Annotated in this window: 24 protein-coding genes; 17 read left to right on the forward strand and 7 right to left on the reverse strand. The window is 68.7% G+C overall.

Features of this window, described 5'->3' with window-relative positions; all coding sequences use genetic code 11:
• Nucleotides 1–19 precede the first annotated feature (19 nt).
• Together ACWEQQ_RS30385 and ACWEQQ_RS30390 are read left to right on the forward strand one after the other, a co-directional pair.
• Nucleotides 20–898, forward strand: a complete 879-nt coding sequence (locus ACWEQQ_RS30385; RefSeq protein ID WP_452350655.1) for a haloalkane dehalogenase — start codon at nt 20–22, stop codon at nt 896–898.
• 109 nt (nt 899–1007) lie between these two features.
• Complete coding sequence (locus tag ACWEQQ_RS30390; protein WP_452341558.1) at nt 1008–1853, forward strand: RNA polymerase sigma factor; 846 nt, start codon at nt 1008–1010, stop codon at nt 1851–1853.
• Here ACWEQQ_RS30390 and ACWEQQ_RS30395 read toward each other — a convergent pair.
• Nucleotides 1842–2324 (reverse strand): winged helix-turn-helix transcriptional regulator, encoded by a 483-nt coding sequence (locus ACWEQQ_RS30395; protein ID WP_452350656.1) that lies wholly within the window; start codon nt 2322–2324, stop codon nt 1842–1844. The two genes, ACWEQQ_RS30390 and ACWEQQ_RS30395, sit on opposite strands and share 12 nt — an antisense overlap.
• 124 nt (nt 2325–2448) lie before the next feature.
• Between ACWEQQ_RS30395 and ACWEQQ_RS30400 the strand changes: the two genes are divergently transcribed.
• Nucleotides 2449–2934, forward strand: a complete 486-nt coding sequence (locus tag ACWEQQ_RS30400; RefSeq protein ID WP_452350657.1) for an SRPBCC family protein — start codon at nt 2449–2451, stop codon at nt 2932–2934.
• A 40-nt stretch (nt 2935–2974) separates the two neighbouring features.
• Here ACWEQQ_RS30400 and ACWEQQ_RS30405 read toward each other — a convergent pair whose 3' ends face one another.
• Complete coding sequence (locus ACWEQQ_RS30405; protein WP_379401224.1) at nt 2975–3868, reverse strand: LLM class flavin-dependent oxidoreductase; 894 nt, start codon at nt 3866–3868, stop codon at nt 2975–2977.
• A 163-nt stretch (nt 3869–4031) separates the two neighbouring features.
• On the opposite strand from ACWEQQ_RS30405, the gene ACWEQQ_RS30410 reads away from it, so the two are divergent.
• The 7 genes from ACWEQQ_RS30410 (at nt 4032) to ACWEQQ_RS30440 (ending at nt 11960) form a co-directional block, all read left to right on the forward strand.
• Complete coding sequence (locus tag ACWEQQ_RS30410) at nt 4032–5102, forward strand: DUF1707 SHOCT-like domain-containing protein (protein ID WP_452350658.1); 1071 nt, start codon at nt 4032–4034, stop codon at nt 5100–5102.
• Between the two features lie 9 nt (nt 5103–5111).
• Nucleotides 5112–5882 carry a DUF1707 SHOCT-like domain-containing protein gene (locus tag ACWEQQ_RS30415; RefSeq protein ID WP_452350659.1) on the forward strand — a complete coding sequence of 257 codons (771 nt, stop codon included), beginning with the start codon at nt 5112–5114 and terminating at the stop codon, nt 5880–5882.
• A gap of 294 nt (nt 5883–6176) precedes the next feature.
• Nucleotides 6177–8015 (forward strand): molecular chaperone DnaK, encoded by a 1839-nt coding sequence (gene dnaK, locus ACWEQQ_RS30420; RefSeq protein WP_364619978.1) that lies wholly within the window; start codon nt 6177–6179, stop codon nt 8013–8015.
• A 20-nt stretch (nt 8016–8035) separates the two neighbouring features.
• Complete coding sequence (grpE, locus tag ACWEQQ_RS30425) at nt 8036–8620, forward strand: nucleotide exchange factor GrpE (RefSeq protein ID WP_379401329.1); 585 nt, start codon at nt 8036–8038, stop codon at nt 8618–8620.
• A 54-nt stretch (nt 8621–8674) separates the two neighbouring features.
• Entirely contained in the window at nt 8675–9853 is a 1179-nt protein-coding gene (gene dnaJ, locus ACWEQQ_RS30430; RefSeq protein WP_364619972.1) for a molecular chaperone DnaJ, read from the forward strand.
• On the forward strand, nt 9853–10248 hold the full coding sequence (locus tag ACWEQQ_RS30435) for a heat shock protein transcriptional repressor HspR (protein ID WP_452341563.1): 396 nt from the start codon (nt 9853–9855) through the stop codon (nt 10246–10248). The genes dnaJ and ACWEQQ_RS30435 overlap by 1 nt, the downstream gene beginning before the upstream one ends.
• Before the next feature lie 542 nt (nt 10249–10790).
• Nucleotides 10791–11960, forward strand: a complete 1170-nt coding sequence (locus tag ACWEQQ_RS30440; RefSeq protein ID WP_452341564.1) for a globin domain-containing protein — start codon at nt 10791–10793, stop codon at nt 11958–11960.
• Nucleotides 11961–11974: 14 nt separating this feature from the next.
• Here the strand turns inward: ACWEQQ_RS30440 and ACWEQQ_RS30445 are convergent, their stop codons facing one another.
• From ACWEQQ_RS30445 to ACWEQQ_RS30455, 3 genes are all read right to left on the reverse strand, one after another.
• Nucleotides 11975–12760: an FAD-binding oxidoreductase gene (locus ACWEQQ_RS30445; RefSeq protein ID WP_452341565.1), complete on the reverse strand. Its 786-nt coding sequence runs from the start codon at nt 12758–12760 to the stop codon at nt 11975–11977.
• 31 nt (nt 12761–12791) lie between these two features.
• On the reverse strand, nt 12792–13952 hold the full coding sequence (locus ACWEQQ_RS30450; protein ID WP_354843320.1) for an FAD-binding oxidoreductase: 1161 nt from the start codon (nt 13950–13952) through the stop codon (nt 12792–12794).
• Between the two features lie 134 nt (nt 13953–14086).
• On the reverse strand, nt 14087–15064 hold the full coding sequence (locus tag ACWEQQ_RS30455) for an NADP-dependent oxidoreductase (RefSeq protein ID WP_452350660.1): 978 nt from the start codon (nt 15062–15064) through the stop codon (nt 14087–14089).
• A gap of 190 nt (nt 15065–15254) precedes the next feature.
• Here ACWEQQ_RS30455 and clpB point away from each other — a divergent pair, with 190 nt between their 5' ends.
• From clpB to ACWEQQ_RS30490, 7 genes are all read left to right on the forward strand, one after another.
• Nucleotides 15255–17810 carry an ATP-dependent chaperone ClpB gene (gene clpB / locus ACWEQQ_RS30460; RefSeq protein ID WP_354843326.1) on the forward strand — a complete coding sequence of 852 codons (2556 nt, stop codon included), beginning with the start codon at nt 15255–15257 and terminating at the stop codon, nt 17808–17810.
• Nucleotides 17811–17971: 161 nt separating this feature from the next.
• Nucleotides 17972–18847 carry a DUF5666 domain-containing protein gene (locus ACWEQQ_RS30465; protein WP_452350661.1) on the forward strand — a complete coding sequence of 292 codons (876 nt, stop codon included), beginning with the start codon at nt 17972–17974 and terminating at the stop codon, nt 18845–18847.
• A 198-nt stretch (nt 18848–19045) separates the two neighbouring features.
• Nucleotides 19046–20173: a hypothetical protein gene (locus ACWEQQ_RS30470; protein ID WP_452350662.1), complete on the forward strand. Its 1128-nt coding sequence runs from the start codon at nt 19046–19048 to the stop codon at nt 20171–20173.
• 148 nt (nt 20174–20321) lie between these two features.
• A complete protein-coding gene (locus ACWEQQ_RS30475) occupies nt 20322–21149 on the forward strand; it encodes an SDR family NAD(P)-dependent oxidoreductase (protein WP_452341569.1) in 828 nt (275 codons plus the stop codon).
• Between the two features lie 8 nt (nt 21150–21157).
• A complete protein-coding gene (gene pyrE / locus ACWEQQ_RS30480; RefSeq protein WP_354843337.1) occupies nt 21158–21703 on the forward strand; it encodes an orotate phosphoribosyltransferase in 546 nt (181 codons plus the stop codon).
• 122 nt (nt 21704–21825) lie between these two features.
• Nucleotides 21826–22884 carry a beta-ketoacyl-ACP synthase 3 gene (locus ACWEQQ_RS30485; protein ID WP_379388681.1) on the forward strand — a complete coding sequence of 353 codons (1059 nt, stop codon included), beginning with the start codon at nt 21826–21828 and terminating at the stop codon, nt 22882–22884.
• Nucleotides 22884–23570: a lysoplasmalogenase gene (locus tag ACWEQQ_RS30490; protein WP_452350663.1), complete on the forward strand. Its 687-nt coding sequence runs from the start codon at nt 22884–22886 to the stop codon at nt 23568–23570. The genes ACWEQQ_RS30485 and ACWEQQ_RS30490 overlap by 1 nt, the downstream gene beginning before the upstream one ends.
• Before the next feature lie 264 nt (nt 23571–23834).
• On the opposite strand, the gene ACWEQQ_RS30495 is transcribed toward ACWEQQ_RS30490, so the two are convergent.
• Nucleotides 23835–24947, reverse strand: coding sequence for a phosphotransferase enzyme family protein (locus ACWEQQ_RS30495; protein WP_452350664.1), 1113 nt, complete (start codon nt 24945–24947; stop codon nt 23835–23837).
• A complete protein-coding gene (locus tag ACWEQQ_RS30500) occupies nt 24944–26269 on the reverse strand; it encodes a purine-cytosine permease family protein (RefSeq protein WP_452350665.1) in 1326 nt (441 codons plus the stop codon). The genes ACWEQQ_RS30495 and ACWEQQ_RS30500 overlap by 4 nt, the downstream gene beginning before the upstream one ends.
• Nucleotides 26270–26299 lie beyond the last annotated feature (30 nt).

Genomic DNA, 26299 nt, shown 5'->3' on the forward strand with positions numbered 1-26299 from the left:
ACCCGGAAGGACACCGACGATGGCCACCATCGACGTTCTGGACTCGTTCATCAACTACACCGACACCGACACCGGCAGCGGTGCGGTGCCCGTCGTGTTCCTGCACGGCAACCCCACCTCCTCCTACCTCTGGCGCAATGTGATCCCGCACGTGAGCGGCGAGACCCGCGCCCTGGCACCCGATCTCATCGGCATGGGCGCCTCCGGCAAGCCGGCCAGCGACTACCGCTTCGTCGATCACGCCCGCTACCTGGATGCCTGGTTCGACGCCCTGGGCCTGGACCAGGTCGTGATCGTGGGCCACGACTGGGGCGGCGCACTCGGAATGCACTGGGCCGCAAGGCATCCCGAGCGGGTGCGCGGTATTGCCGTGGTGGAGACCTTCCTGCGGCCGATGCGCTGGTCGGAGATGCCGCCGCAGGGCGCGGAACTGTTCCGCCGCTTCCGTTCTCCCGAGGGCGAGGAGATGGTGCTGGAACGCAATATGTTCATCGAATTCAACCTGCCGGCCGCCACCCGGAATCTGAGCCCCGAGGCCCTGGACGCCTACCGCGCGCCGTACCCGACCCCGGAGTCCCGCCGGCCGATGCTGGCGTGGCCGCGCGAATTCCCGCTGGAGGGCGAGCCGGTCGACGTGGTCGCCATCATCGAGAACTACGACCGGTGGATGGCCGCGAGCCCCGAGGTGCCGAAGCTGGTCATGCACGTCGAGGACGGTGTCGGCCTCGGCTCGCCGGAGGTGATGGAGTGGGCGGAGCGGACCTTCGCCGCCGCCGAGCTCGCGAATATCGGACCGGCGGGGCATCACTGCCCCGAGGACCAGCCCGATGCCATCGGGCAGGCGGTCGCGCAGTGGATCCACCGCCACGCCCTCACCGCCACTGCGGCCGTGGCCTGATCCGCCGGGTCGCACGGCCGGGCGGTTCGACCGGTTAGCCCGGTTTCGCCGTGGCAGGGCTCATCGCGGGGCGCACCATGGTGCGCCCCGCGATCCCTATGCTGGCGATATGGACACCGGATCGGACATCGACGAGCGCGCGCTCGTCGCACGGGCCGTCGAGGGCGATCGCGCCGCCGTCTCGGATGTCGTTCGGCTGCTGCAGGATCCGATCTACCGGCTGGCATTGCGCATGGTGTGGCGGCCCGCCGACGCCGAGGACGCCACCCAGGAGATCCTGCTGCGGGTGGTCGGCAATCTCGCGACCTGGCGCGGCGAGGCCCGGCTCACCACCTGGGCCTACCGCATCGGCGTCAACTACCTGCTGAATCTGAAGCGGCAGACGCCGCAGGAAGCGCAGCAGCTCAGCCTCGACCAGTTCGGCGAGGGACTGAAAGACGGCCTGGCCGAGGAGGATTACCGCGGGCCGGAGTCCGCGCTGCTCACCCACGAGGTGCGGCTCAACTGCAGCCAGGCCATGCTGCAGTGCCTGGGCCGCGACGAACGCGTGGCGTACGTACTCTCCGATGTCTTCGAGGTGAGCTCGGAGGAGGCCGCCTGGATCGTCGGCGCGACACCCGCCGCGTATCGGAAACGGGTGGAGCGGGCCAAGAAACGGCTCGGGAACTTCCTGCAATCCACCTGCGGGCTGGCGAATCCCCAGGCGTTCTGCCGGTGCTCGCGGCGGGTGGAGAAGGCCCTCGAGCTGGGCCGGGTGGATCCGCGCCGTCCTGCCTTCGCCGCGCACCCGATCACGCCGGGCGGGCGCAGTGTGGAGGAGGCGGAGCGGCAGATGGTGCGCCTGCACGATGCCGCCGCCGTGCTCGGCGCGCATCCGGATTACGCCGCGCCGCAGGCGAAGCTGGAGGCCATCGCCGGGCTGCTGCGTTCGGGGCGGTTCCCGCTACTGGAGTGACGCGGGCGTCCCGTACTTCATCTCGTACGCCCACGGCGCGAGTTCGGCCGTCACCGCTGCCAGGTCGGGGCTGGCGTCGCAGTCCGAACATTCCAGGTGCACATCGACTCTCCCGCCGCATCCGGTGTGCCGGTAGGTGACCGGCGGTCCGTCCGGCGCCGCCCAGCGGTCGCCCCAGTCGGTGAGCGCGAGGATGACCGGTTTCAGGTCGAGTCCCTTGGCGGTGAGCAGATATTCGGGGTGGCCGCTGCCGGTGCCGCTGCGCTGCTCGAAGATTCCGGCCTCGACGAATTCGGCGAGCCGCTTGGTGAGGATGTTCGGCGCGATGCCGAGCGAGCGCTGGAACTCGGTGAACCGGGTCATCCCGGCGAACATGGCATTGCGCACGATGAGCAGGCTCCAGCGCTCGCCGACGATCTCCAGCGTGCGCGCGGCCGAGCACACCTCCCCGTCGTACATGCGTCCCAACATGTATCCAGATTGGCTCATCTGCTTGTGTGATGCAAGTGACCCCACTATCGTTATGCAAGTAAGTTCTCGCGAGACAGTCCGCTCCGACCCGCCCTGTGTGTTCAGGAAAGAAATGGGACCTGCCATGACCGATCAGAACTTCACCACCAGCGTCACCGTCGACCGCACCCCCGCCGAGGTCTTCGCCGCCGTCCTGAACGCCCGCGGGTGGTGGGGGAAGGGCATTACGGGCGGCACCGAGCGCCAGGGCGACACTTTCGTCTTCGAGGTGCCCGGCGTCCACCGCAGCGATATCGAGCTGACCGAGGTGGTGCCGAACCGCCGCGTGGTCTGGCTGGTCAAGGACGCCTGGCTGTCCTTCGTCCAGGACAAGACCGAATGGGTGAATACCGAAATCCATTTCGACATCACCGAAACCGCCGGCGGCACCGAACTCCGCTTCACCCACGTCGGGCTCGTTCCCGACTACGAGTGCTACGACGCCTGCTCCCCGGCGTGGACGTTCTACATCACCGAGAGCCTGCGCGACCTGATCACCACCGGCGTCGGTCAGCCCGGTGAACTGCCCGCCGAGGTGGAGGCGGTCGAGGCCGCGAAGGCGGCGCGGTAGCACCTCGAGGAGGTCCGCGAACGGCGCTCCGATCGCGGGTTCAGCCGTCGCCCAGGAGCTTTCGCGCGATGGGCACCACCTGTCGCGCGAAACGCTGCACCTGGTCGACGTCGAAGCCGGGCGGCCAGTAGATGAAGGTGTCGAACCCGGCGTCGCGGGCCAGGCGGACGATGATGTCCGCCCACTCCTCCGGGGAGCCGTGAATCGGGTCGGAGCCATGGGGATCCGGGTGTAGCGACCGGTCGCTCACCACGCCGGGCAGCGCCGCCAGCCGGGTGATGGTGCGCGGATCCCGCCCGAGCGAGCGCGCCACCGCGTCGATGCGGGCATTGGCTCCGGCCCACTGCTCCCAGGGCATCCAATTCGGCAGCGGCGCAACCCACCCGTCGGCCGCGGAGCCGATCAGGTCCAGCGCGTGCGGGCCCATGGCGCCCAGCCAGATCCCGATATTGTGCGCGGGCGCGGGCCCGCCCTCGATGCCCTGCACCGTGTATTCGGTGCCTACCACGGACACCAGCTGCCCGGGCCGCCATTCCGCCCGGATGATGGCAATGCTCTCGGCCAGGGCCATGAGCGCGGACCGGCCCTTGCGGGCGGGCCCGCCCATGGCCACCACGCCGCTCTCGAAAGCGCCCGCCCCCAAGCCCAATTCGAAGCGCCCGCCGCTGAGCAGGTCGAAGGTGGCGGCCTGCTTGGCGATCATGGCGGGCGTGCGCAGCGGCAGATTCGCCACGCCCGGATACAGGCTGACCCGGCCGGTGGCCGCCAGGCAGGCCCCGATCACCGCGAAGGTGTCGCCGAACTGCGCGTTGTAGGGATGGTCCTGGATGGCCACCAGATCCAGCCCCTCGGCGTCGGCGGCCACGGCCATATCGATGACGTCCGGCAGCGCGGCCGCGACGGGCGGGATCGAAATACCGAACCGTGCCTGCATCGCGCCTCCTCACCAGCGGAAATCGACGCTCACGATCTTCGTGGGCGGTTGCGTGCAACACCGGCATTTCGGACGTCTGCGCGCATCCCGGGCGTGTCCCGCCCCTGCTCACCGCCCTGCCGGAAACCGCGCGGTACGGCCAGGTTCCGTTTACGATCCCCGCGTGAGCTCGAAATCGTCCGGACCGCCCGGGGATTCGCCCGCGGCCGGGCGGATGCGGGCGCGGGACCTCGACCGCGTCAACGCGCGGGCGCTGCTCGACGCCGCCTTCGAGGAGGGCGAGCTCGCGGTCGAGGAGTACCACCAGCGGTCCGAGCGGGCGCAGACCGCACAGACCCTCGGCGAACTGCAACGGCTCATCGGCGACCTGCAGCCGAGCACCAAGACCGCCGGCCTCGCGCCCGCCGGCCGGCGGGTGCGACGGCCGTCCGCGGGCGGCTATCCGCCGCGCACCCGGGCCCGCGACAGCGACCGCCAGGCCACCTGCACCCTGCTCGACGCCGCCCGCGCGGACGGGCAGCTGAGCGTCGCCGACCATCGCACCCTCACCGAACTCGCCGGCGAGGCGCGGACATTGGGCGAACTGGCCCAGCTCACCGATGATCTGCAGCGGTCCGGCGACGCCCCGCCGGATCCCGCCCCGCCGAAGTCGCGGCGCGAGAACTGGTTCGCCGCCGGCGTCGCGGCCCTGAGTATCGCGGTCGCGGTGGGCACGTTCGTGGCCGTGGATCGCCCCGCCACCCCGGCGGCCGGACCGCCCGCGGTCGACCTGGGTGTGATCGGGCCGATGGTGCTGCCCCGGCCGAAACTCACCGAGGCCGAGGGCATCGGCTACTTCCGGGACGCCTATCGCGCCAAGTTCGGCGACACCATCGTCGACGAGGTCGACCTGTTCCCCGACTACGCGGTGGTCACCCGCGGGACCCAGGCCAACCGCAAGGTGCGCTACACCTATCGCGGCGGCTTCGACCAGGGTGACCAGCCGCAGACCCGATCGCCGCAGACGCCGACCGCGGATCTGGCCGCGCTGAACGTGCCGGCCATCGCCGCGCTCGCGGCCCGGGCCCCGGCCCTCACCAAGGTGGATCAGGGCACGGTCAGCTACCTCGACATCGAAGGGTCCGGCAGCGGGCCGATCGTTCGTATCTATGTGGGCAACAAGGCCAATGAGAACGGCTACCTCGAGGCGACCCTCGACGGCCGGATCGTGCGGACCCTGGCGTTCGGGGGATAGGTCGAGATCATGGCTGATGCACGCTCCCAGGGACTGCGGGCCCGTGACACCGATCGCGTGGACGCCTGCACCCTGCTCGACACCGCCCGGGACGCCGGCGAGCTCACCGCGGCCGAACACACCCACCGGACCGCGAAGGCCATGGCGGCCAAGACCTTCGGCGACCTGGACGCGGTGCTGGAGGATCTGCAGATTCCCGCCAATCTGGTGAATTCGCCTGTGGTGCGGGCGAATCGGCGCGGTCCGTCCACTCGCATGCGGGTCGCCGCCGCGATCCTGGTGGCCGCGGCCCTGCTCGGCGCGTTCGCGGGTTGCGTCTCGCGCACGGCCGCACCGACACCCGCGCTGCCGGACCCGACCACGGGCCCGGGCCTGGCCAGTTTCGTCGCGGCCTACCGGGACCACTTCGGCGACACCAAGGCCGATCAGGTTCTTCTCTATCCCACCTACGTGATCATCGAGCGGCGCCAGGATCCGTCGGCGCCACGTGACGCGCACATCCGTTACGACGGCAGCTTCCACTCCTATGACGACATCGCCCGGTCTCCGGGCATGGACATCTTCGACATGTCGGTCCTGGATCTGAAGAAGATCGCGGGCCTGCTCGCCGGGGCTCCGCAGTCGGCGGGCGTGCCCAACGGCCGGATCGGCCACGTCGAGATCGCCCGGAGCGCCGATGGCAGTCCGGTGGTGACCGTCTACGTCGACGACGGCTCCCAGCACGGCTACTTCAAGGTCACCGCCACCGGCGAGCCGATCGCGATCTACCCGCCCAGCTGATCGGTCACGGTCCCGGCCCGTCGGTAGTTGCACCGACCGGTGTGGGCACGAGGGCGGCGAGTCGCGCCTGTCCGCGAAGAATTTTTTTTGTGCCGCGCGGAATAGATGACGTGCGGTCCCCGTTGGGACAGGTCAGCAAGGTTGAGCGAGTCGGACTCAAGTTCAAGTTGCGCACCGCCGCCGGCGGGTGCAGGATTGAGCCGACCACGCTCAGTGTTACTGGGAATGCAGTGCGCCGGAGTCGCTCGGAAGGGATTCCGGGGCGCTCAGGTACGTCAACTAGGAGGAACCACCATGGCTCGTGCGGTCGGTATCGACCTCGGGACCACGAACTCTGTCATCGCCGTTCTCGAAGGCGGCGAACCGGTCGTCGTGGCCAACTCGGAAGGATCGCGCACCACGCCGTCGATCGTCGCTTTCGCCAAGAACGGTGAGGTGCTCGTCGGTCAGCCCGCCAAGAACCAGGCCGTCACCAACGTCGACCGCACCATCCGGTCCGTCAAGCGCCACATGGGCGAGGACTGGTCTGTCGACATCGACGGCAAGAAGTACACCCCGCAGGAGATCTCCGCGCGCGTGCTGATGAAGCTGAAGCGCGACGCCGAGGCCTACCTGGGTGAAGAGATCACCGACGCCGTGATCACCGTCCCCGCCTACTTCGAGGACGCGCAGCGCCAGGCCACCAAGGAGGCCGGTCAGATCGCGGGCATGAACGTGCTCCGCATCGTCAACGAGCCCACCGCCGCCGCGCTGGCCTACGGCCTCGACAAGGGTGACAAGGAACAGACCATCCTGGTCTTCGACCTCGGTGGCGGCACCTTCGACGTCTCGCTGCTGGAGATCGGCGAGGGCGTCGTCGAGGTCCGCGCCACCTCCGGTGACAACCACCTCGGTGGCGACGACTGGGACGAGCGCATCGTCGGCTGGCTGGTCGACAAGTTCAAGGGCACCTCGGGCATCGACCTGACCAAGGACAAGATGGCCATGCAGCGTCTGCGCGAGGCTGCCGAGAAGGCCAAGATCGAGCTGTCGTCCTCGCAGTCGACCTCGATCAACCTGCCCTACATCACGGTCGACGCGGACAAGAACCCGCTGTTCCTCGACGAGCAGCTGACCCGCGCCGAGTTCCAGAAGATCACCTCTGATCTGCTGGACCGCACCCGCAAGCCGTTCCAGTCGGTCATCAAGGACGCCGGCATCTCGGTCGGCGACATCGATCACGTTGTGCTCGTTGGTGGTTCGACCCGGATGCCCGCCGTGTCCGACCTGGTCAAGGAACTGACCGGCGGCAAGGAGCCCAACAAGGGCGTGAACCCGGACGAGGTCGTCGCCGTCGGCGCCGCCCTGCAGGCCGGTGTGCTCAAGGGTGAGGTCAAGGACGTCCTGCTGCTCGATGTCACCCCGCTGTCGCTGGGCATCGAGACCAAGGGCGGCGTGATGACCAAGCTGATCGAGCGCAACACCACCATTCCGACCAAGCGGTCGGAGACCTTCACCACGGCCGACGACAACCAGCCGTCCGTGCAGATCCAGGTCTTCCAGGGTGAGCGCGAGATCGCTTCGCACAACAAGCTGCTCGGATCGTTCGAGCTGACCGGCATCCCGCCGGCCCCGCGCGGCGTGCCGCAGATCGAGGTCACCTTCGACATCGACGCCAACGGCATCGTCCACGTCACCGCCAAGGACAAGGGCACCGGCAAGGAGAACACGATCAAGATCCAGGACGGCTCCGGCCTGTCCAAGGAGGAGATCGACCGCATGGTGAAGGACGCCGAGGCGCACGCGGCCGAGGACAAGGCGCGTCGCGAGGAGGCGGAGACCCGCAACCAGGCCGAGTCGCTGGTGCACCAGACCGAGAAGTTCATCAAGGACAACGAGGACAAGGTCCCGGCGGACGTCAAGACCAAGGTCGAGGCGGCCATCGCGGAGGCGAACGAGGCGCTCAAGGGCACCGACATCTCGGTCATCAAGACCGCGGTGGAGAAGCTCGCCACCGAGTCGCAGGCGCTGGGCCAGGCCATCTACGAGGCCTCGGCCGCGGACCAGGCCGCCCAGGGCAACGGCGCGGGCGCGCCGCAGTCCGATGACACCGTCGTGGACGCCGAAGTCGTCGAGGAGCCTGAGAAGAAGTGACGAACCAGAACCCGGAAAACATGGTCGACTCGGCCACGGGTGAGGTCTTCGAGGCCGCGGCGGACACCGCCGCGGCCCTCGGGGCCGAGGGAACTCCCGAGGTCAGTGAGGATGCCCTCGCCGACGCGATCACGGCCGAATTGGCCGAGCGCACCGCCGATCTGCAGCGTCTGACCGCGGAGTACGCCAACTACCGCCGCCGCGTCGAGCGCGACCGCAAGGCCGCCATCGACACCGCCAAGGCCGCGGTCGTGGGCGAACTGCTCCCGGTGCTCGACGATCTGGATCGCGCCCGCGCGCACGGTGACCTCGACAACGGGCCGCTCAAGTCGGTCGCGGACAAGCTGGTCACCGCCCTGCAGAAGCAGGGCCTCGAGGAATTCGGTTCGGAGGGTGAGCCTTTCGACCCGACCCTGCACGAGGCCGTGCAGCACGAGGGCAGTGGCGCGGACCCGATCCTCGGCATGGTGATGCGCAAGGGCTACCGCTTCGGCGATCGCGTGCTGCGGCACGCGCTGGTCGGCGTCACCGACGGTGTAGCGGATCTGGCTGCGGCGCAGCCGGATACGACGAACGCTGGCACCGATGCCGCTGGCACTGATTAACAACGCACAGACGCCCCCGGCGTCACCGACAACACGGAAAGGAGGAGATGCCCGGTGAATCGAGAGTGGCTCGAGAAGGACTTCTACAAGGATCTGGGTGTTTCCTCCGGCGCCACCCAGGACGAGATCAAGAAGGCCTACCGCAAGCTGGCCCGTGACCTGCACCCGGACAAGAACCCCGGGGACAGCACGGCCGAGGAGCGGTTCAAGGCCGTCAGCGAGGCGAACGCCGTGCTGTCGGATCCGGAGAAGCGCAAGGAGTACGACGAGGCCCGGAAGCTGTTCGCCGGGGGCGGTTTCGGACGCGGCGGGTTCTCGCCCGGGGGTGGCTACGGCCAGCCCGGCGGCGGGTTCTCCGGCGAGTTCAACCTCGGCGACATCTTCGGCGCGGGCGCCGGAGCCGGTGGCGCCGACGGCGGCCTGGGCGATCTGCTGGGCGGACTGTTCAATCGCGGTGGCACCCGGACCTCGTCGCGTCCGCGACGCGGTTCGGATGTGGAGACCGAGACCACCCTCGGCTTCCGCGAGGCCGCCCAGGGCGTGACCGTCCCGCTGCGCATGACCAGCCCGGCCGCCTGCACCACCTGCCACGGCAGTGGTGCCAAGCCGGGCACCAGCCCGCGAGTCTGCCCGCACTGCAATGGCACCGGTGTGGTCAGCCGGAACCAGGGCGCGTTCGGCTTCAGCGAGCCGTGCGAGGACTGCCGGGGCACCGGGTCGATCATCGACGACCCGTGTGTCGACTGCCGCGGCAGCGGCATCCAGAACCGGACCCGCACCATCACCGTGCGCATTCCCCCGGGCGTGCGCGACGGGCAGCGGATCCGGCTGGCCGGTCAGGGCGAGGCGGGCCTGCGCGGCGCGCCTCCGGGCGACCTGTACGTCACCGTGCACGTCAGCCAGGACAAGGTCTTCGGCCGCAATGGCGACGACCTGACCCTGGTGCTGCCGGTCTCGTACTCCGAACTGGTGCTGGGTACCACGGTTTCCGTGCCCACCCTGGACGGCCGTGTCGGCGTCAAGGTGCCGCCGGGTACCGCCGACGGCCGGACCCTGCGGGTGCGCGGGCGCGGTGTGCCCAAGCGTGACGGCGGCGCCGGTGACCTGCTGGTCACGGTGAAGGTCGCGGTACCGCAGAAGCTGGACGACAATGCCGCCGAGGCGCTGCGGCGCTACGCGGAGGCGGAGAAGACCAGCGGGTTCGATCCACGTGCGGGATGGGCAGGTGCGTAATGAGTTCCGATCCGAAGAAGACCGAGGCCCAGTACTTCCTGATCTCGGTGGCCGCGCAGCTGGCGGGCATGCACGCCCAGACGCTGCGCACCTATGACCGGCTGGGTCTGGTTTCGCCGCAACGCACCTCGGGCGGCGGGCGGCGCTACTCGGACCGGGATGTGGAGCTGCTCCGCGAGGTGCAGCGCCTGTCCCAGGACGAGGGCGTGAACCTGGCCGGCATCAAACGGATCATCGAACTCACCAACCAGGTGGAGGAGCTGCAGCAGCGGGTGAGCGAGTTGACCGCCGAGATGGAAAGGCTCCGGTCGGGGTACCGCCCCGACCTGACCCCGCCGCAGCGCAGCACCGCTCTCGTGGTGTGGCAGCCCCGAAACCGGCGTAAGCCGCAGTAGGGCAAGAGAAGTGGAAGGCGGCACCCCGGATCCCGGGGTGCCGCCTTCATTTTCGTCGTGATCCGCGCCTGGCGGACGCGGGTCGGTTCGCCCGCTCGTGATTGTTGCGGGTAATGTGCTGAGTCGCCAATGGGGACTGTGGGATTGGCGAATTTCTTGGCGTCGGTGAATTACAAACGGACCGGTACGTTATAAATTGATGCCAATCGTGAGTTTTGTCCCTATGCTGCAAGGGAATTCAAGGACGGGCGCAGTTGCGGCAGGATCGCTGTTTTCCTGAGTCTTGCAAAACGGATCAGGCAGGTTAGCCGTCCGAAAGCCTGTGTCCCACGGCGTGTTCCGGTTGAACAGTCTGTTTTCGGCTCGGATACCCCGCGACATTCACGTTTTCGAGGAATAAAGGCCGCGTTATTGAAACGTCCCGTTCCGTTGCTGGCTAACCTCGCTTACACTGGCTTGGCAACGGCTGCTGTCGAGTGTCCCGGAGCACTTCACTCGCCGGTCACGCCTGCGTTCGATTGCGAAATGGGGTTGTGACACACATGGATTCGCGCACCGTCGCATTGATAAGAACAACGTTCAAGGCGGTTGCTGCGGAAGAAGGTGGCTCCGAGAAACTCGCGCGATCGTTCTACGCCATCCTCTTCACGGAGTACCCCCACGTTCGCGACCACTTCCCCGCAGCCCTGGATGCCCAGCGTGACCGGCTGGTGAAGGCCATCGCCTACGTGGTGGACCGGCTGGAGGAGCCGGACCGGTTGCTGCCCTTCCTGGCCCAGCTCGGGCGTGATCACCGCAAGTACGGGGTGGTGGCCGAACACTATGAGGCCGTGGGGAAATCGCTCAAGAGCGCGCTGGAGGCATACGCCGGCACCGAGATCTGGACCGACGAGATCGGGCGCGCCTGGGACGAGGGCATCGGCGTCATCGCCGACACCATGATCAACGCGGCCGAGCGGGAGACCACCCCGCCGGTGTGGACCGGCACCGTCATCGAGCATCGGGAAGTACTGCGCAACCTGGCCATCGTGCGCCTGCGGCTGGACCAGCCCATGCAGTACGCGGCCGGTCAGTACATGAGCGTGCAGATCCCGTCCCGCCCGCGCATGTGGCGCTACCTGTCCCCGTCCATCCCCGCCAACGCCGGCGGCGAACTGGAATTCCACATCCGCGGCGTCACCGGCGGCTGGGTCAGCCCGGCCATGGTCGGCCACAGCCGGGTCGGCGAGCAGTGGCTGATCGGCTCGCCACTGGGTGGGCTCGGCGTGCCCCGCAACACCCGCCGCAAGCTGCTCATGATCGGCTGCGGCACCGGCATCGCCCCGCTGCGCGCACAGCTCATGGCCATGACCGCCCGGCGCTCCAACCCCAAGGTGGATGTGTTCGTCGGCGGCCACTACCCGTGCGATCTCTACGATCTCGAGGTGCTGAGCCAATTGGCCTGCGCCAACAAGTGGCTCAGCGTGCACCCGGTCACCGAATCCACCGAGAACCCGTGGTGGCACTTCGACGACTCCGACGGGACCCGCGAGTATCCGGGCCTGCAGCCGCGGGTGGTCGGTCAGATCGGCAAGATCGTGGCGAGCCACGGCTCGTGGGACGACCGGGACGTGCAGATCGTCGGCGCGCCGTCCATGGTGCAGACCACCAAGTTCCGACTCATGGCCGCGGGCACCCCCACCGAGAACATCCGCCACGACCCCTTGTTCTGAGCGTGGTGGAACCCTCAGAAGCCTTCGTAGCGAATGGCTTCCGCGGGCGCGCCGATGGCGACCAGTTGATCGATGGTGTTGCGAACCATGGCCGCGCCGCCGCAGACCAGGATCTGGTGGTGATCCAGCGGGCCGAAGCGTTCCGGGATGTCGGCGATGGTGCCCGGCATCATCTCCTCCGGGCGGAAGCCGATGTCCACCCGGCACTGCTCGTACCAGGTGTCGACGAAATCCGGGTCGTACTCGTTCTGCACCACGGGAACGACCGTGAGCCACGGCAATTCGCCGGTCAGCAGGTAGAGCATGTCGGAGGCGTAGAGGTCGCGCGGGTAGCGACCGCCCACGAACAGGTGGGTGCGCGGCGGCTGCTCCCGGCGCGACAGATCCAGCAGCAGCGCCCGCATCGGCGCCAGCCCGACCCCGTCGGCGATCATGACCACCTCGGTGGCCTCCGGTTCCACCGCCAGCCAGCCCGCGGGTGCGCTGATCCGCCATTCGTCGCCCGGATGCGAGTCGGCGACGATGGAACCGCTGCACCAGCCGCCCGGCACCGTGCGCACGTGGAATTCCAGCTTGCCGTCCAGCGAGGGCGGCAGCGCGGGATACAGGCGGCGCACCATGTTCGGATGCTGTGGCGTGCGCACCTCCACCGACTGGCCCGCCGCGAACGGCACGAACTCGCCGATCAGCCGCACCACCGTGGTGTCCTCGCGCAGCCGGTGCGCACCCACCACCGTGGCGTTCCACTCCGTCTGCGCGCCGAGCGCGAGCTCTCCGGTCTCGTCCGGGCCGAGCGTCACCGATAACTCCTGATTGTCGAAAGGCCGTGCACTACACCGGATCCGAGCTTATCGCCGACGTCGGCGTGCCCACCGCGAGCAGGGCGCGCTTGGTGTCTGCGATCATGCGGGCCGAGCCGGCGATCTGGATCTGGCGGTCGGCCCAGGCGCCGAAGCTGGCCACCACCGCGCCCAGATTGCCGATCAGCCGCCGATGCATGCCGAACGGCGTCTCGGCCGGCGGATAGGGGTGCCACCACGGGTTGGTCTCGTTCTCGCAGACCGGGACCACCGTGAGCCACGGATTGGACTGCGAGAGCTGCCACATGTTCTCCACGTCGTAGAGATCACACGGGTAGCGCCCGCCCATGAACAGGTGCACGCGTGGATTGATGCCGCGCCGGCCCATCTCGATGAGTTGTGCCCGCAGCGGGGCGATGCCGGTACCGGACCCGATCATGAGCACGTCCTTGCGGCGGCTCAGATCCACGTGCAGGCCACCCAGCGGAGCGGCGATCATCCACCGGTCGCCGACCTGGGTCTCGTTCACGATGCCCGGGCTCACCCAGCCGGTGCGCACCTTCCGTACATGGAACTCGATCTCGCCGTACGGATTGGTGGGGATGGCCGGCGACAGGTAGCGCCACATCTTGGGTCGCTGCGGAATGGCCACCGGCACGTACTGCCCGGCCTGATAGGGGATCGGGGTGTCGGTCTGCAGACGGACGATGGCCAGATCGTCCACCACCCGCCGGTGCCCGACCACCGTCGCCTCCCAATACGGTTGCGACTTATCCGAATTGGCGCCGATGGCCATGGACGCCGAGATCAGGATGGTGATGTCGCGCCAGCCCGCCTCCAGCTGCCGGCTCCAGTTCGCGGTGCCGTTGTAGCTGCGGAAGGCGTGGAGCAGGGCGCGCCCGGCGATGTCGTAGTGCGCCGCCTCCACCCCGTACTTGCGATGGTCGCGCGCGAGCTGCTCCAGGAAGCGTTGCGCGCGATCCCAGTCCTCCAGGTTGTCGAGCACGAACGAGATGGCCGTGACCAACCGTTTCGGCTGCATGTCCATGGCGGAGGGGAACAGTTCCCGCAGGGCGGGAATTTCTGCGAAAAGATGACCGTAGAACGCGCTGATCAGCCGTTCCGGCCCGTTGGGGGCCTCGACGACTGTCCGAAAGTTTGCGCGGACCAGCGCTGCCGAACGCGCATCCACGACGTCGAGCTTTCCTTCCTGTGCTGCTACCCCGGAACGCCTGCTGCCAGGCGGCCCTCCGCGTCAAGTATCCCTTAAAACGCGGTGGTCGCACGGATATAGCCGGAGTCCGATCGATTGGCGTAACCCGGAGTTCAGATCACCAGGACGATCTTGCCGCGTGCCCCGGATGCGCCGATCACGCCGGGGGCCTCGGTCAGCGGCGGCATGGCGCTGATCGGGACCATCAGGTCGCCGTCGCCGACCATCCGCAGCAGCTCGCGCAATTCGGCTGCGCCGCCGTGGGATTCGAGGTTGCCGCCGTGCACGCCCCGGGCCTGCAGATCCGCCTCGTCGGCGGACCAGATGGTCGAATAGGCCGAACCGCCGGACTTGACCAGGCTCGCGTTGTCGGCGAAAACCGGCGGCGGGCTGACCAGATCGAACAGCACGTCGATGCCGCCGGGATCGGTGATCCGCACCGAATCCGCGACCGACAACTCCGAGCCCTCGGCGTGGGTGGGGGAGTCGGTGACGGTGATCCGGCCGTAGTTCACCACCTCGGTCGCGCCCAGCCGGATCATCCGATCGGTGTCGTCGGGGCGGGCGGTGGCGATGACGTGCGCGCCGGCGAGCGCCGCGAGCTGCACCAGATAGGAGCCGACGCCACCCGAGGCGCCCACGACCAGCACCTTCTGGTTGCGGGTGACCCCGGCGGCGTGCATGAGGTCCAGGGCGGTGATGCCCGCGGTCGGCAGGGCGGCGCCGCGAATGGCGGAGACCTCGTCCGGCAGCTTGGCGAGGGCGCCGTCGTGCGGCACCACGATGTACTCCGCGAAGGTGCCGTGCCCGACCGGCGGGTTCAGGAACTTCCCGACCACCCGCTCCCCGATCTCGAAGTCGTTCACCCCCGCGCCCACCGCGCTGATCGTGCCCGCGCCGTCGGTGCCCGGGATCAGCGGAAAGTCGTGCGGCAGTTGGCCGTCCAGGAAGCCGTCGATGATCCGCTGGTCGAACGGGTTGACCCCGGCGGCCTCGAGCTGGATCTGGACCTGGCCCGGTCCGGCCTCGGGGGTGGGCATGTCGGCGGGCTCGGGGCGGCCACCGAACTCACGGACGACGATCGCGCGCATGTGCTGCTCCATTCTTCGGAAACCGGGATGGATGAGCGGGTCTGATGCGTCAACGAATGGAGTCATCGTACGCGTAGCGTAGGAACCGGCTTCGGACTCTGGACCTGGCGTCGAAAACTGGTCAGACTTGAGCGGAACAGACTCAACTTCTACCGCGTTGTAGAGAGCAACGACAAGTAGGAAGGTGACAGTGGACTCGTTCAATCCCACCACCAAGACCCAGGCGGCCCTGACCGCCGCACAACAGGCGGCCGCCGTCGCCGGAAACCCGGAAATCCGTCCGGCGCACTTGCTGGTGGCGTTGCTGGATCAGATCGACGGCATCGCCGCACCGCTGCTCAAGGCCGTCGCAGTCGACCCGGCGACGGTGCGGCGCGAGGCCCAGGAGATCGTGGACCGGCTGCCCCGGGCCACCGGCGCCACCACCACCCCCAATCTCGGGCGCGAAGCCATCGCGGCGCTCAGCTCCGCGCAGCGGCTGGCCACCGAGCTGGGCGACGAATACGTCTCCACCGAGCACCTGGTCTACGGTCTGGCCGCCGGTGACTCCGACGTGCAGCAACTGCTGCTGAAGTACGGCGCGACCGCCGACGCCCTGCGCGAGGCCTTCACCGCCGTGCGCGGCAACGCCCGTGTCACCTCGCCGGATCCGGAGGGCTCGTACCAGGCGCTGGAGAAGTACTCCACCGACCTGACCGCCGCCGCCCGCGAGGGCAAGCTGGACCCGGTCATCGGCCGCGACACCGAAATCCGCCGTGTCGTACAGGTTTTGAGCCGCCGCACCAAGAACAACCCGGTGCTGATCGGCGAGCCCGGCGTCGGCAAGACCGCCATCGTGGAGGGCCTGGCCCAGCGCATCGTGGCGGGTGACGTCCCGGAATCGTTGCGCGGCAAGAAGCTCGTCTCGCTCGACCTGGGCGCGATGGTGGCCGGCGCCAAGTACCGCGGTGAGTTCGAGGAGCGGCTGAAGGCCGTGCTGGAGGAGATCAAATCCTCTGCCGGACAGATCATCACGTTCATCGACGAGCTGCACACCATCGTGGGCGCCGGCGCCACCGGCGAATCCGCCATGGACGCGGGCAACATGATCAAGCCCATGCTGGCCCGCGGCGAGCTGCGGCTGGTCGGCGCCACCACCCTCGACGAATACCGGCAGCACATCGAGAAGGACCCGGCCCTGGAACGCCGGTTCCAGCAGGTGCTGGTGGGCGAGCCGTCGGTGGAGGACACCGTCGGCATCCTGCGCGGGCTCAAGGAGCGCTACGAGAACCACCACCACGTGCGGATCACCGACTCCGCGCTGGTGGCCGCGGCGACCCTGTCCGACCGCTACATCACCTCCCGGTTCCTGCCGGACAAGGCCATCGACCTGGTCGACGAGTCGGCCTCGCGGCTGCGCATGGAAATCGATTCCCGCCCAGTGGAAATCGACGAGATCGAACGCGTCGTGCGGCGGCTCGAGATCGAAGAGGTGGCGCTGGCCAAGGAGACCGACGAAGCGTCCAAGCAGCGGCTGGAGAAGCTGCGCCAGGAGCTCGCCGACGACCGCGAGAAGCTCAACCAGCTGATGACCCGCTGGCAGAACGAGAAGCAGGCCATCGACGCGGTGAGCGTGCTCAAGGAGGAGCTGGAGTCGCTCAAGGGCGAATCCGAGCGGGCCGAGCGCGACGGCGACTACAACAAGGCCGCCGAACTCCGGTACGGGCGAATCCCCAAGCTGGAGAAGGAACTCGCCGAGGCCGAGTCCAAGGCGAAGACCGCCGCCGACGGCGACGTCATGCTCAAGGAGGAGGTCGGGCCGGACGATATCGCCGAGGTGGTGTCGTCGTGGACCGGTGTCCCCGTGGGCAAGATGATGGAGGGCGAGACCCAGAAGCTGCTGCGCATGGAGGACGAACTGGGCAACCGGGTCGTCGGGCAACCGGAAGCCGTGCAAGCGGTTTCGGATGCCGTGCGCCGCGCCCGGGCCGGGGTCGCCGACCCCAACCGGCCCACCGGCTCGTTCATGTTCGTCGGCCCGACCGGTGTCGGTAAGACCGAACTCGCGAAGGCGTTGGCGGACTTCCTGTTCGACGACGAGCGCGCCATGGTCCGCATCGACATGAGCGAGTACAGCGAGAAGCACTCGGTGGCCCGCCTGGTCGGTGCACCCCCCGGCTACGTCGGCTACGACCAGGGCGGCCAGCTCACCGAGGCGGTGCGGCGACGCCCCTACACGGTGGTGCTGTTCGACGAGATCGAGAAGGCCCATCCGGACGTCTTCGACATCCTGCTGCAGGTGCTCGACGAGGGCCGGCTGACCGACAGCCAGGGCCGCACGGTCGACTTCCGCAACACCATCCTCATCCTGACCTCCAATCTGGGTGCGGGCGGTGACAAGGACGCGGTCATGAACGCGGTGCGCCGCGCCTTCAAGCCGGAGTTCCTGAACCGGCTCGACGACGTGGTCATGTTCCACGCGCTCGACGAGGAACAGCTGGAGCGGATCGTCGACATCCAGCTGAACCAGCTGCAGAAGCGCCTGTCCCAGCGCCGCCTGAAGCTGGACGTGTCCGACTCGGCCCGCTTCTGGCTGGCCGTGCGCGGTTACGACCCGGCCTACGGCGCACGCCCGCTGCGCCGCCTCATCCAGCAGGCCATCGGCGACTCGCTCGCCAAGGAACTGCTGGCCGGCGAGGTGCAGGACGGTGACACGGTGAAGGTCAACGTCACCCCCGACGGCGACACCCTCATCGTCGGCCGCTGACCCAGCGGACCCGGGCCCCCGCGCGAGCTTCGGCTCGGCGGGGGCCTTGCTCGTCCCGGGCGACCGAGCCTTGCCGGTTTCGAGGTGTAACGGTCCGCGGATTGGGAACCGTCCGGTCGAGTTCGCGGCCCGGGGCGGGTCGGCCGCCTACCCTGGAGGCCATGACTGATCCGAGCGATCCGTGGTCGCGGCGGCCGGAACCGGGCCCGGGGGAGGGGCCCGCCGAGCAGGCCGCAGCTGGCGGCTACCCCTCGGATAGCGCCGCGGGCTACGGGCCCACCGAGGCCATACCCGCCGGTCCGGTCGACTATTTCGGGCAACCGGCCGGGCCCGACTCCACCCGCGTGCTGCCGCCGGCGGACGCCCAGTGGGGTGGATACGAGACCGGCGGCGGCTACGAGCCGACCGCCGTCTACCCGGGCCAGCCCGGGTATGCCCCCACGAGCAGCTATGGCGCGCCCGGATATCCGCCGGCCGCGGGCGGGCCCGGTTACCCGGGTGGTCCGGGAATGCCGGCCGGTGGATATCAGCCCGCGGGCTTCCCGCAGCATCCGGTCCCGCCGCCCCGCCGGACCACCATGTGGATCGCGCTGACCATCGCCGCGGTCATCGTGGTCGCCATTGTCGGCGTCGCGGCGGGAACCCTGCTGTCGAACAACGATTCGTCGAACAGCGCCGCACCCGGCAGCGTCAGGACCTCCGGGTACCCGGCGCCGAGCCTGCCCGGCAACTCCTCGGCCCTACCCCTGCCCAGCGGCATTCCCACCATCCCGGGCCTGGGCGATCTGGACGAGCTGGGTGCGAACATGGGCACCATCTCGAACAACGACGGTTCCACCCTCACCATCACCACCCTGTCCGGTGGCACGGCGACCGTGAAGACCGACAACAAGACACAGGTGATCTCCCTGGGCAGCACCAAGGTTTCGGACTTGCCGGTCGGCGAGGTGATCATGGTCCAGGGCGACAAGAACGCCGACGGATCCATCCAGGCGAAGCTGATCATCAGCACCTCGATGCCGAGTGCTACCCGATGACACATGGTGCAAGCGGAAAAACTGACCAGCCCAAAGGTTCGCGGCGCAAGCGCGGGCAGGCGGAGCGCTCGATTCTGGACTGACGGAGCAGGGGAGCGAAGCGGCGGAGCGGAGGAGGGAAGAATCGAGACCTCCAGCGCCGCCAACCCGCCCCGGAGCGAAGCGGACGGGCAATTAAACACAGTAGGGTAGGCGGCGATGACGGCGATATGGTTCGGGCTGGCGGCGATCGCGCTCGTGGGTGCGATCGTGCTGCTCTATTTCGATCGGCTGCAGCGGCAGCGTACCGGGCACGTGCGACAGGTCTGGGCGAAATCCCAGGGCTACACCTATGTTTCGGTGGAGCCCGCGCTCGCCTCCACCTGGCGGCGCGGCGCCCTGGCCAAGCTCGGCTACCTGTCCGCGGTGGACGTGGTGTCGGGTAACCGCAAGGGTGAGAAGTTCGTGCTCTTCGATCTGGAGGACGCCGCCACCCTGGTCGCGGTGCGCCGGCAGATCGGCTCGGACATCGACATCGACCTGCGGCTGAAAACCGCGGCGCCGCCGAAGGATCACGATCTGGAGCTGCTCGGCGCCATCGGCGATCGGGTGGTCTTCGCCACCAACCCGGACGTTGCCCGGCACGCGGTGGATCAGCGCATGGTGGCGTTCATCGAGTCGCTGCCCGACACCGTGCAGCAGCTGTGGTCCGAGGGCAACTGGACCCTGGGCATGCTGCCGGTCGGGGCCGTGGCCAAGGACTGGGAGATGGCCATCGACGCGGTGCTGCGGCTGTCGGGCCTGCTGCATGTGCTGCCGCCGGTCATCAATGCCGAGCGCGGCCGCGACGAACTCCCCGAACCCGGTCGCTCGCACCCGGTTCCCGAGGACGACGACTACGACGGCCACGACGAATTCGGCGATTTCGGCGACGACGACCGCGATCGCCCGCGCGGTCAGGACCGCCCGGCTCGCCCGCGCGCCGAGGCAGCCGACGACTACGAGTCCCCGCTGGTCAGCGATATCGCCGGCGCGAGCGAACCGGACGACGAGCCCGAAAACTGGCGTCCCGCACTGAAAGTCGTGCCGGACCCGCGCAACCGCCCGCGCCGCAACTGGCCGCCCGCCCCCGAGGGGGAGGAGCCGGATCGGTACGACGAGGACGACCGGCGCCGCCCCGCGGACGAAGACCATTGGGCGGAACCGGAATCCGAGGATTGGCGCGACGAATCCGACTCCGACGGCGAGCCCGAGGAGAGCTGGCGCAAGGACCAGGGTCGCAGCGCCCCGCCCGGCGGCCCGTTCCATCCGGGGTTCCGCCCCTACCAGGGACCCGCGCCGAGGTGACCCACCCCGGCCGTGTCCGCGCGCGGCACGCCGCAGCCACGTGGTGTCTGCGCGAATTCGCCGCGTATGGGTCGGTCAGGGATCAGAATGGGGTCGCAGTTCCGGTCATCGCCGACCGCTCCCCAGTCGTGCGAGTGATGGGCCGCCGATGACCGAGAGTTCCCCTGATCGTCCGGCGGGCGCCCCGCGCCTGCCGGGTGCCCACCGCCCGGTGGCCCTGATCACGGGACCGACCTCCGGCATCGGCAAGGCGTATGCCACCCGGCTCGCCGCGCTCGGCTACGACCTGGTGCTGGTGGCGCGGGATGAGGATCGGCTGGCCGCGCTGGCACACGATGTGCGGGTGCGTTTCGGTGCGCGAGCCGAAACGCTGCCCGCGGACCTGGGCCGCTCCGCCGACCTCGGCCGGGTGGCCGAACGCCTGGCACAGGGCGTCGAATTCCTGGTCAACAATGCGGGATTCGGCATGTCGGGCGAGTTCTGGACGCTGGAGCCGGAGGCCCTGCAGCAGCAACTGGATGTGAACGTCACCGCTGTCGTACAGCTCACCCGGGCGGCCCTGCCGCCCATGCTGCACGCGGCCAAGGGCACCGTGGTCAATGTGGCCAGCACCGCGGGCCTGATACCCGGACGGGGTTCGACCTATTCGGCCTCCAAGGCGTACGTCGTATCCTTTTCTCAGGGGCTGGCCGGCGGGCTGGCCGGAACCGGAGTCCGGGTGCAGGCCTTGTGCCCGGGATTCGTCCGCACCGAATTCCATGAGCGGGCCGGAATCGACATGGCCTCGCTGCCGCGACCGTTGTGGTTGAGCGTGGACGAGGTGGTGGCGGGTTCGCTGCATGATCTGGAGAGAGACCGGGTGATCAGCGTGCCCGGAATGCAGTACAAAGCGATCGTCGCGATCGCCGGGTTCATCCCACGATCCCTGGTGACCCGCCTGAACCGGGGCCTGTTCAACGCACGCGGAAGGACATAGAGAAAGCAATGCAGGTAACGACCACCGACCGGGACAGACTCGCGGCTCTGGTGCGCGACCTCGCCGTGGTGCACGGCCGGGTGACCCTGTCCTCGGGCAAGGAAGCCGACTACTACGTGGACCTGCGCCGCGCCACCCTGCACCACGAGGCGGCCCCGCTCATCGGCAAGCTACTGCGCGAACTCGTGGCGGACTGGGACTTCGACGCGGTGGGCGGGCTCACCATGGGCGCGGACCCGGTGGCGGCCGCGGTCATGCACGCGCCCGGCCGGGCCATCGACGCCTTCGTGGTCCGCAAGGCCGCCAAGACGCACGGCATGCAGCGTCAGATCGAGGGCCCGGACATCGTGGGCAAGCGGGTTCTGGTGGTCGAGGACACCACCACGACCGGAAACTCCCCGCTCACCGCCGTGCGCGCGCTGCGTGAGGCTGGCGCCATCGTGGTCGGTGTGGCCACCGTGGTGGACCGTGAGACCGGCGCCGACGACATCATCGCGGCCGAGGGTCTGGAGTACCGGTCGATCCTGGGTCTGAAGGACCTCGCCCTGGGATGAGGACTTAGGTCCTTACCGAAGGGTTAACAAGACTTTGCTCTGGGCTGAACCCTTGCTCTGGGTTAGCCTGGTGCTGGTCTTACGTCCGACAAAGGTGTTGTGAAGGGTCGTGTGAGTCACCAGTGGTGAGCATTGCAATCAACAAGGGTCATCAAAATGTTGCGATGCTCGGCATCGGCGCCTACCGGCCCCAGCGCCTGGTCAGCAACGCCGAAGTGTGCGAGGTTCTGGACTCCACCCCGGAGTGGATCTTCGAGCGCACCGGCATCCACAACCGGCGCTGGATCTCCGGTGACGAGACGCTGCGCACCATGGCGGTGGCGGCGGGCAACCGGGCGCTGAACAACACCGGCATCGACCGGTCCAAGATCGGCGCGCTGCTGTTCTGCACCTCCAGCTGGCTCAAGCTGACCCCGCACGGTGCGCCGAGCGTCGCCGCCGACCTCGGGATGAACGGCATCCCGGCCTTCGACCTGACTTCCGGCTGCGGCGGGTTCGGTTACGGCCTGGGTGTCGCCACCGACATGATCCGCTCCGGCTCGGCCGAATATATCCTGGTGATCGGCGCGGAGACGATGACCGTGGGCTTGGACCCGAAGGATCGCGGCACCGCCATGATCTTCGGCGACGGCGCGGGCGCGGTCGTGGTCGGGCCCAGCGAGGAGAACGGCATCTCGCCGACCGTGTGGGGCTCCGACGGCGAGAACGCCGAGGCCATCGCGCAGGACGTCGACTTCCTGGAGTTCATGAACAAGGCGCAGCGCCTGCAGGGCACCGACCCGGCCGTCGAGCCGGTGGGCCGGATGTCGCTGCACATGGAGGGCCCCAAGGTCTTCCGCTGGGCCGCGGTCACCCTGCCGCGCGCGCTGTCGAGTGCCATCGAGCAGTCCGGCGTGCACAAGGAGGACATCGAGGTGTTCATCCCGCACCAGGCCAATGCCCGCATCAACGAGCTCATGAGGAAGAACCTCGGGCTCGCCGACGACATCCCGATGGCCAATGACATCGAGAACACCGGCAACACCTCCGCGGCCTCGATTCCGCTGGCCATGGAGGAGATGCTGGTGACCGGCAAGGCCAAGGGCGGTCAGTTGGCCCTGCTGCTCGGCTTCGGCGCGGGCCTGTCCTACGCCGGTCAGGTCGCGGTGCTGCCGCCCGCGCCGGCCGAGCCCAGCTTCTGATGGCCCGCCCGTTCCGCGCCGCGTTCGTCGGCGCGGCGGCGGTGACGGTGTTCGGCGCCGTCACCGGCCGCGAGAAATTGCAGTGGGCCGCAAAGCCTTTGCTGATGCCGCTGCTGGCGGCTGATGTGGCGGTGAACGGCGCGGCCCTGCATCGCACCGATCGCACGGTGCTGCTCGGGTCGCTGGCCGCGGCCACGGTCGGCGACGTATTGCTCATCGACCCCGATGACGATCGCCGATTGATAGCCGGCGCTTCGTCTTTCGCGGTCATGCAGACCGGATATTCGTGGTTGTGGTTCCGGCGGGGCGGCCGGCCGCGCGCGCAGATCGCGGCTCCGCGCCTGGCGGCCTGGCTGGGCGCGGCGACGCTGATGCGGTTCAAGGCCCCGGCGATCGCGGTGCCGCTCACCGCCTACGGCGCGACCCTCGGCACGGCGGCCACGCTGGCGTCGGATCCGGAACTGGCCCGGGACGCGAAGAATATTGCGGGCGTGAACATTCCGAATGCGGACCCGCGCAGCAGATTGGGCGTGGGTGCGCTGTTGTTCACGCTGTCCGACGGATTGATCGTGCTGCGGCGCATTTTCGCGCGCGGTGAGAAGTCGCGCCGGATCAGTGAGGGCGTCATTCTCGGCACGTATGCCGCCGCGCAATACCTGCTCGCGGATCCCCGCGCGCATCGGTAGCCATATCGGTAACCGAATAGGTCACCGTATCTGTCATCGGCAACCGTTGCCGGTCATCGAATTCGATTGGACAAGAACCCCATCCCGAGTTTCGGGATGGGGTTCTTGTGTTTTTATCCCCCGAGGGATCAGGGCAGGACCTGCGGAATGGCATCCGGGTCGACCGCGCCGACGAGCAGGCCGATCAGCGCGCCCTGCAGCGCCGGGCCGAGGGCGCAATCCCGCTGCCGCCATTCGCGATCCGTGGAATTGTGCTCGGCACCACTATTCGGTGACGCGTGCCATTCCGGGGATTGCGGATAGCAGTTCGCGGCCCGCGCCGGATTCCGTCCACCATGCCGTATGGCCGAGAAAGTACTCGTCGTAGGCGATTTCGGCATTCTTCGCATTGCCGCCGGGGACGACGCCGAGGAAGTAGTCGATCTCGGACAGCTCGTACTCGCAATGCACGAGGGGGAGCAGCGCCGGGAGGGCGCGCCGCTCGGCGGCGGTCAGCGGCCGGACCGATTCGTAGCCCTGGAGCAGCGCGCGTACCTGGTCGAATCGCACCTTCGCCGGTCCGCCGTCGCGGATCGAAATCCAGTCCACGGCACTGCGTTCGATGGCGGTGGCGAGATCGTGGACGGCGGTGGTGCGGTCGCACAGGCCGAAGTCGATGACGGAGGTGACGGCGCGGTCGCGCCAGAGCAGGTTCGTGCCGTGCCAATCATTGTGTGTCCACAGCGGTTCCAGGTCCGCGAGCAGCGGCCGGAGCCGTTCGTAGGCCGGGAGGTGGACGCGTTCCAGGTCGGCCCGCCAGTCGCGTTCGACGAGGAATGCGCCGACGGCTGGGCGTTCGGCGGCCCGATTCGCCATGGCCGCAAGGGGATCGGCGGAGGCGAAGAGGGTGAAGCCTGCCAGTAGCGGCCGGGGCGGGCGGCGTGGCGCCTCGTATCCCGCGGCGGCCAGGTGCAGACGGGCCAGCAGGCACCCGGCCGCGGCCGCCCCGTCGAGGGAGCGGTACGGCGTCCAGGAGAAGACGCCCTCGTACTCGTCGCGCCCGTCACCCGATTCCTGGACCTCGTAGGCGAAATCGCTCAGGTCGACCGTGTGCCGTACGCGCGGCACCGGAATTCCTTGCGAGCGTAGGTGATCCATGAAACGGTGCTCCTCGCCGAGCGCGGCGGCGTCGCGCAGCGCCCGGGGGAGGCGTTTGACGATGAGGTCGTGCCCGTCCGCCGGGCGTACCCGGGCGGTCGCCGACAGTGGTCTCGGGCTGCGCCACACGATCGCCGCGTCCGTGCCCAGCACCGCGTCCACCTCGGCGGAAGTCAGTGCGGGCCAATCGGGTTCGACCAGCGGGTCGAATCCCATGCCGTAGACGCGGCCGTCGGTCATCCCCGCCGGACCCGTACCAGGAGCGCGGTCACCGCCGCGGCCGCCAGGAACGAGTAGAGCGAGGCCGAGGACCACCAGCCCGGATGCACGCCGAGCGCGTCCTGTGCCCGGGTCCAGAATGTCGCCCACCAGCTGATGGAGCCGGGATTGAACAGCTGGTACACCACGAAGCCGATGGCCCATGGCAGCAGCATGAGCGGCCGGGCGGGTGCGTCCTGCGCCAGATTCCAGTCGCGGCGGCCCTGGCCGAGGAAGTAGTCGACGATGAGCACCGCGCACAGCGGCACGAAGACCGAGCCGATCAGATAGAGGAAATTCGCGTAGCTGCTGAAGTCGCGCACCGGCAGCGCCAGCAGTGTCACCGCCACACCGACCAGCCCGGCCAGCAGTCGCCGATCCACCCGCGGCAGCAGGTTCTGGATGGACATGGCCGTCGAATACACATTGGCGAAGGACTGGTCCGACTCGCGCAGCACCAGTACCGCGAAGAAGAACCAGCCCGCGGTGACGCCCAGGAAGGAGTCGAAAACGTGGTCGGCATTGCCGCCCGCCTGCAGGATGGCGATGATGCCCAGCAGGTAGCACCACACCTGGGCGATCGAGTAGCCGGCCACGGTGGCCCCGGCGGCGGTTTTCGCCGAGCGGGAGTGCCGGGTGTAGTCGGCGGCCAGCGGCACGAACGAGATGGATACGGCCAGGGTGGTGTCGACGGCGGGCCAGAACCCGCTCCAGCTGGTGTCGTGCTGCACCGGAATCGGTTGCCGCAGTAGCTGAATCGTGAAGTAGAGCATGGCGATGGCCACCGCCACCGAGACGTATTTGCGCAGCGCCCGCACCGCGGACAGCGGCCAGATGGCCATGGTGGTGGACAGCGTGCCCGCCGCGACGATCACCACCCAGTGCGGTACCCGGTCGTGGGTGAGCGCCGAGACGCCGAGCGCGATGACGGTCAGCTCGTACACGCCCCAGCCGATGCACTGCACGATATTGGCGACCGTCGGCAGGTACGACAGCCGCGTCCCGAACAGGCCGCGCAGCACCGCCATGGCCGGTGCGCCGGTGCGGGCCCCGACGGCGCCCGGTCCGGCCACCATGGCCGCGCCGACCACGGTGCCCAGGACGGTCGCCAGCAGCGCCCCGGCCAGCGGCAGCGGCGGGTTCCCGGTCGGGAAGAGCACGTACGCGGCACCGCTGAAGCCGATGAGACTGACGCCGAGATTGAGCCAGAACGCCGCCTGATCCGTGAACCCCAGCGTGCGCGGCGGCTGGGTGTCGAGCACCAGCGGCGCTTCCCTGCGGTCGGGTTTCTCGGCGATCGTCATGCCCAGGAGCCTACGGCCCGAATCGTGCGA

The sequence above is a fragment of the Nocardia sp. NPDC004123 genome (genome assembly GCF_053603795.1).

Coding starts and splice junctions, on each gene's coding strand:
- ACWEQQ_RS30390 (WP_452341558.1), top strand. CDS start 1,008: ATGGACACCGGATCGGACATCGACGAGCGCGCGCTCGTCGCACGGGCC.
- dnaK (WP_364619978.1), top strand. CDS start 6,177: ATGGCTCGTGCGGTCGGTATCGACCTCGGGACCACGAACTCTGTCATC.
- ACWEQQ_RS30440 (WP_452341564.1), top strand. CDS start 10,791: ATGGATTCGCGCACCGTCGCATTGATAAGAACAACGTTCAAGGCGGTT.
- ACWEQQ_RS30465 (WP_452350661.1), top strand. CDS start 17,972: ATGACTGATCCGAGCGATCCGTGGTCGCGGCGGCCGGAACCGGGCCCG.
- ACWEQQ_RS30455 (WP_452350660.1), bottom strand. CDS start 15,064: ATGCGCGCGATCGTCGTCCGTGAGTTCGGTGGCCGCCCCGAGCCCGCC.
- ACWEQQ_RS30495 (WP_452350664.1), bottom strand. CDS start 24,947: ATGACCGACGGCCGCGTCTACGGCATGGGATTCGACCCGCTGGTCGAA.
- ACWEQQ_RS30400 (WP_452350657.1), top strand. CDS start 2,449: ATGACCGATCAGAACTTCACCACCAGCGTCACCGTCGACCGCACCCCC.
- ACWEQQ_RS30385 (WP_452350655.1), top strand. CDS start 20: ATGGCCACCATCGACGTTCTGGACTCGTTCATCAACTACACCGACACC.
- ACWEQQ_RS30500 (WP_452350665.1), bottom strand. CDS start 26,269: ATGACGATCGCCGAGAAACCCGACCGCAGGGAAGCGCCGCTGGTGCTC.
- ACWEQQ_RS30395 (WP_452350656.1), bottom strand. CDS start 2,324: ATGTTGGGACGCATGTACGACGGGGAGGTGTGCTCGGCCGCGCGCACG.
- ACWEQQ_RS30415 (WP_452350659.1), top strand. CDS start 5,112: ATGGCTGATGCACGCTCCCAGGGACTGCGGGCCCGTGACACCGATCGC.
- grpE (WP_379401329.1), top strand. CDS start 8,036: ATGGTCGACTCGGCCACGGGTGAGGTCTTCGAGGCCGCGGCGGACACC.
- ACWEQQ_RS30405 (WP_379401224.1), bottom strand. CDS start 3,868: ATGCAGGCACGGTTCGGTATTTCGATCCCGCCCGTCGCGGCCGCGCTG.
- ACWEQQ_RS30435 (WP_452341563.1), top strand. CDS start 9,853: ATGAGTTCCGATCCGAAGAAGACCGAGGCCCAGTACTTCCTGATCTCG.
- pyrE (WP_354843337.1), top strand. CDS start 21,158: ATGCAGGTAACGACCACCGACCGGGACAGACTCGCGGCTCTGGTGCGC.
- ACWEQQ_RS30475 (WP_452341569.1), top strand. CDS start 20,322: ATGACCGAGAGTTCCCCTGATCGTCCGGCGGGCGCCCCGCGCCTGCCG.
- ACWEQQ_RS30470 (WP_452350662.1), top strand. CDS start 19,046: ATGACGGCGATATGGTTCGGGCTGGCGGCGATCGCGCTCGTGGGTGCG.
- ACWEQQ_RS30490 (WP_452350663.1), top strand. CDS start 22,884: ATGGCCCGCCCGTTCCGCGCCGCGTTCGTCGGCGCGGCGGCGGTGACG.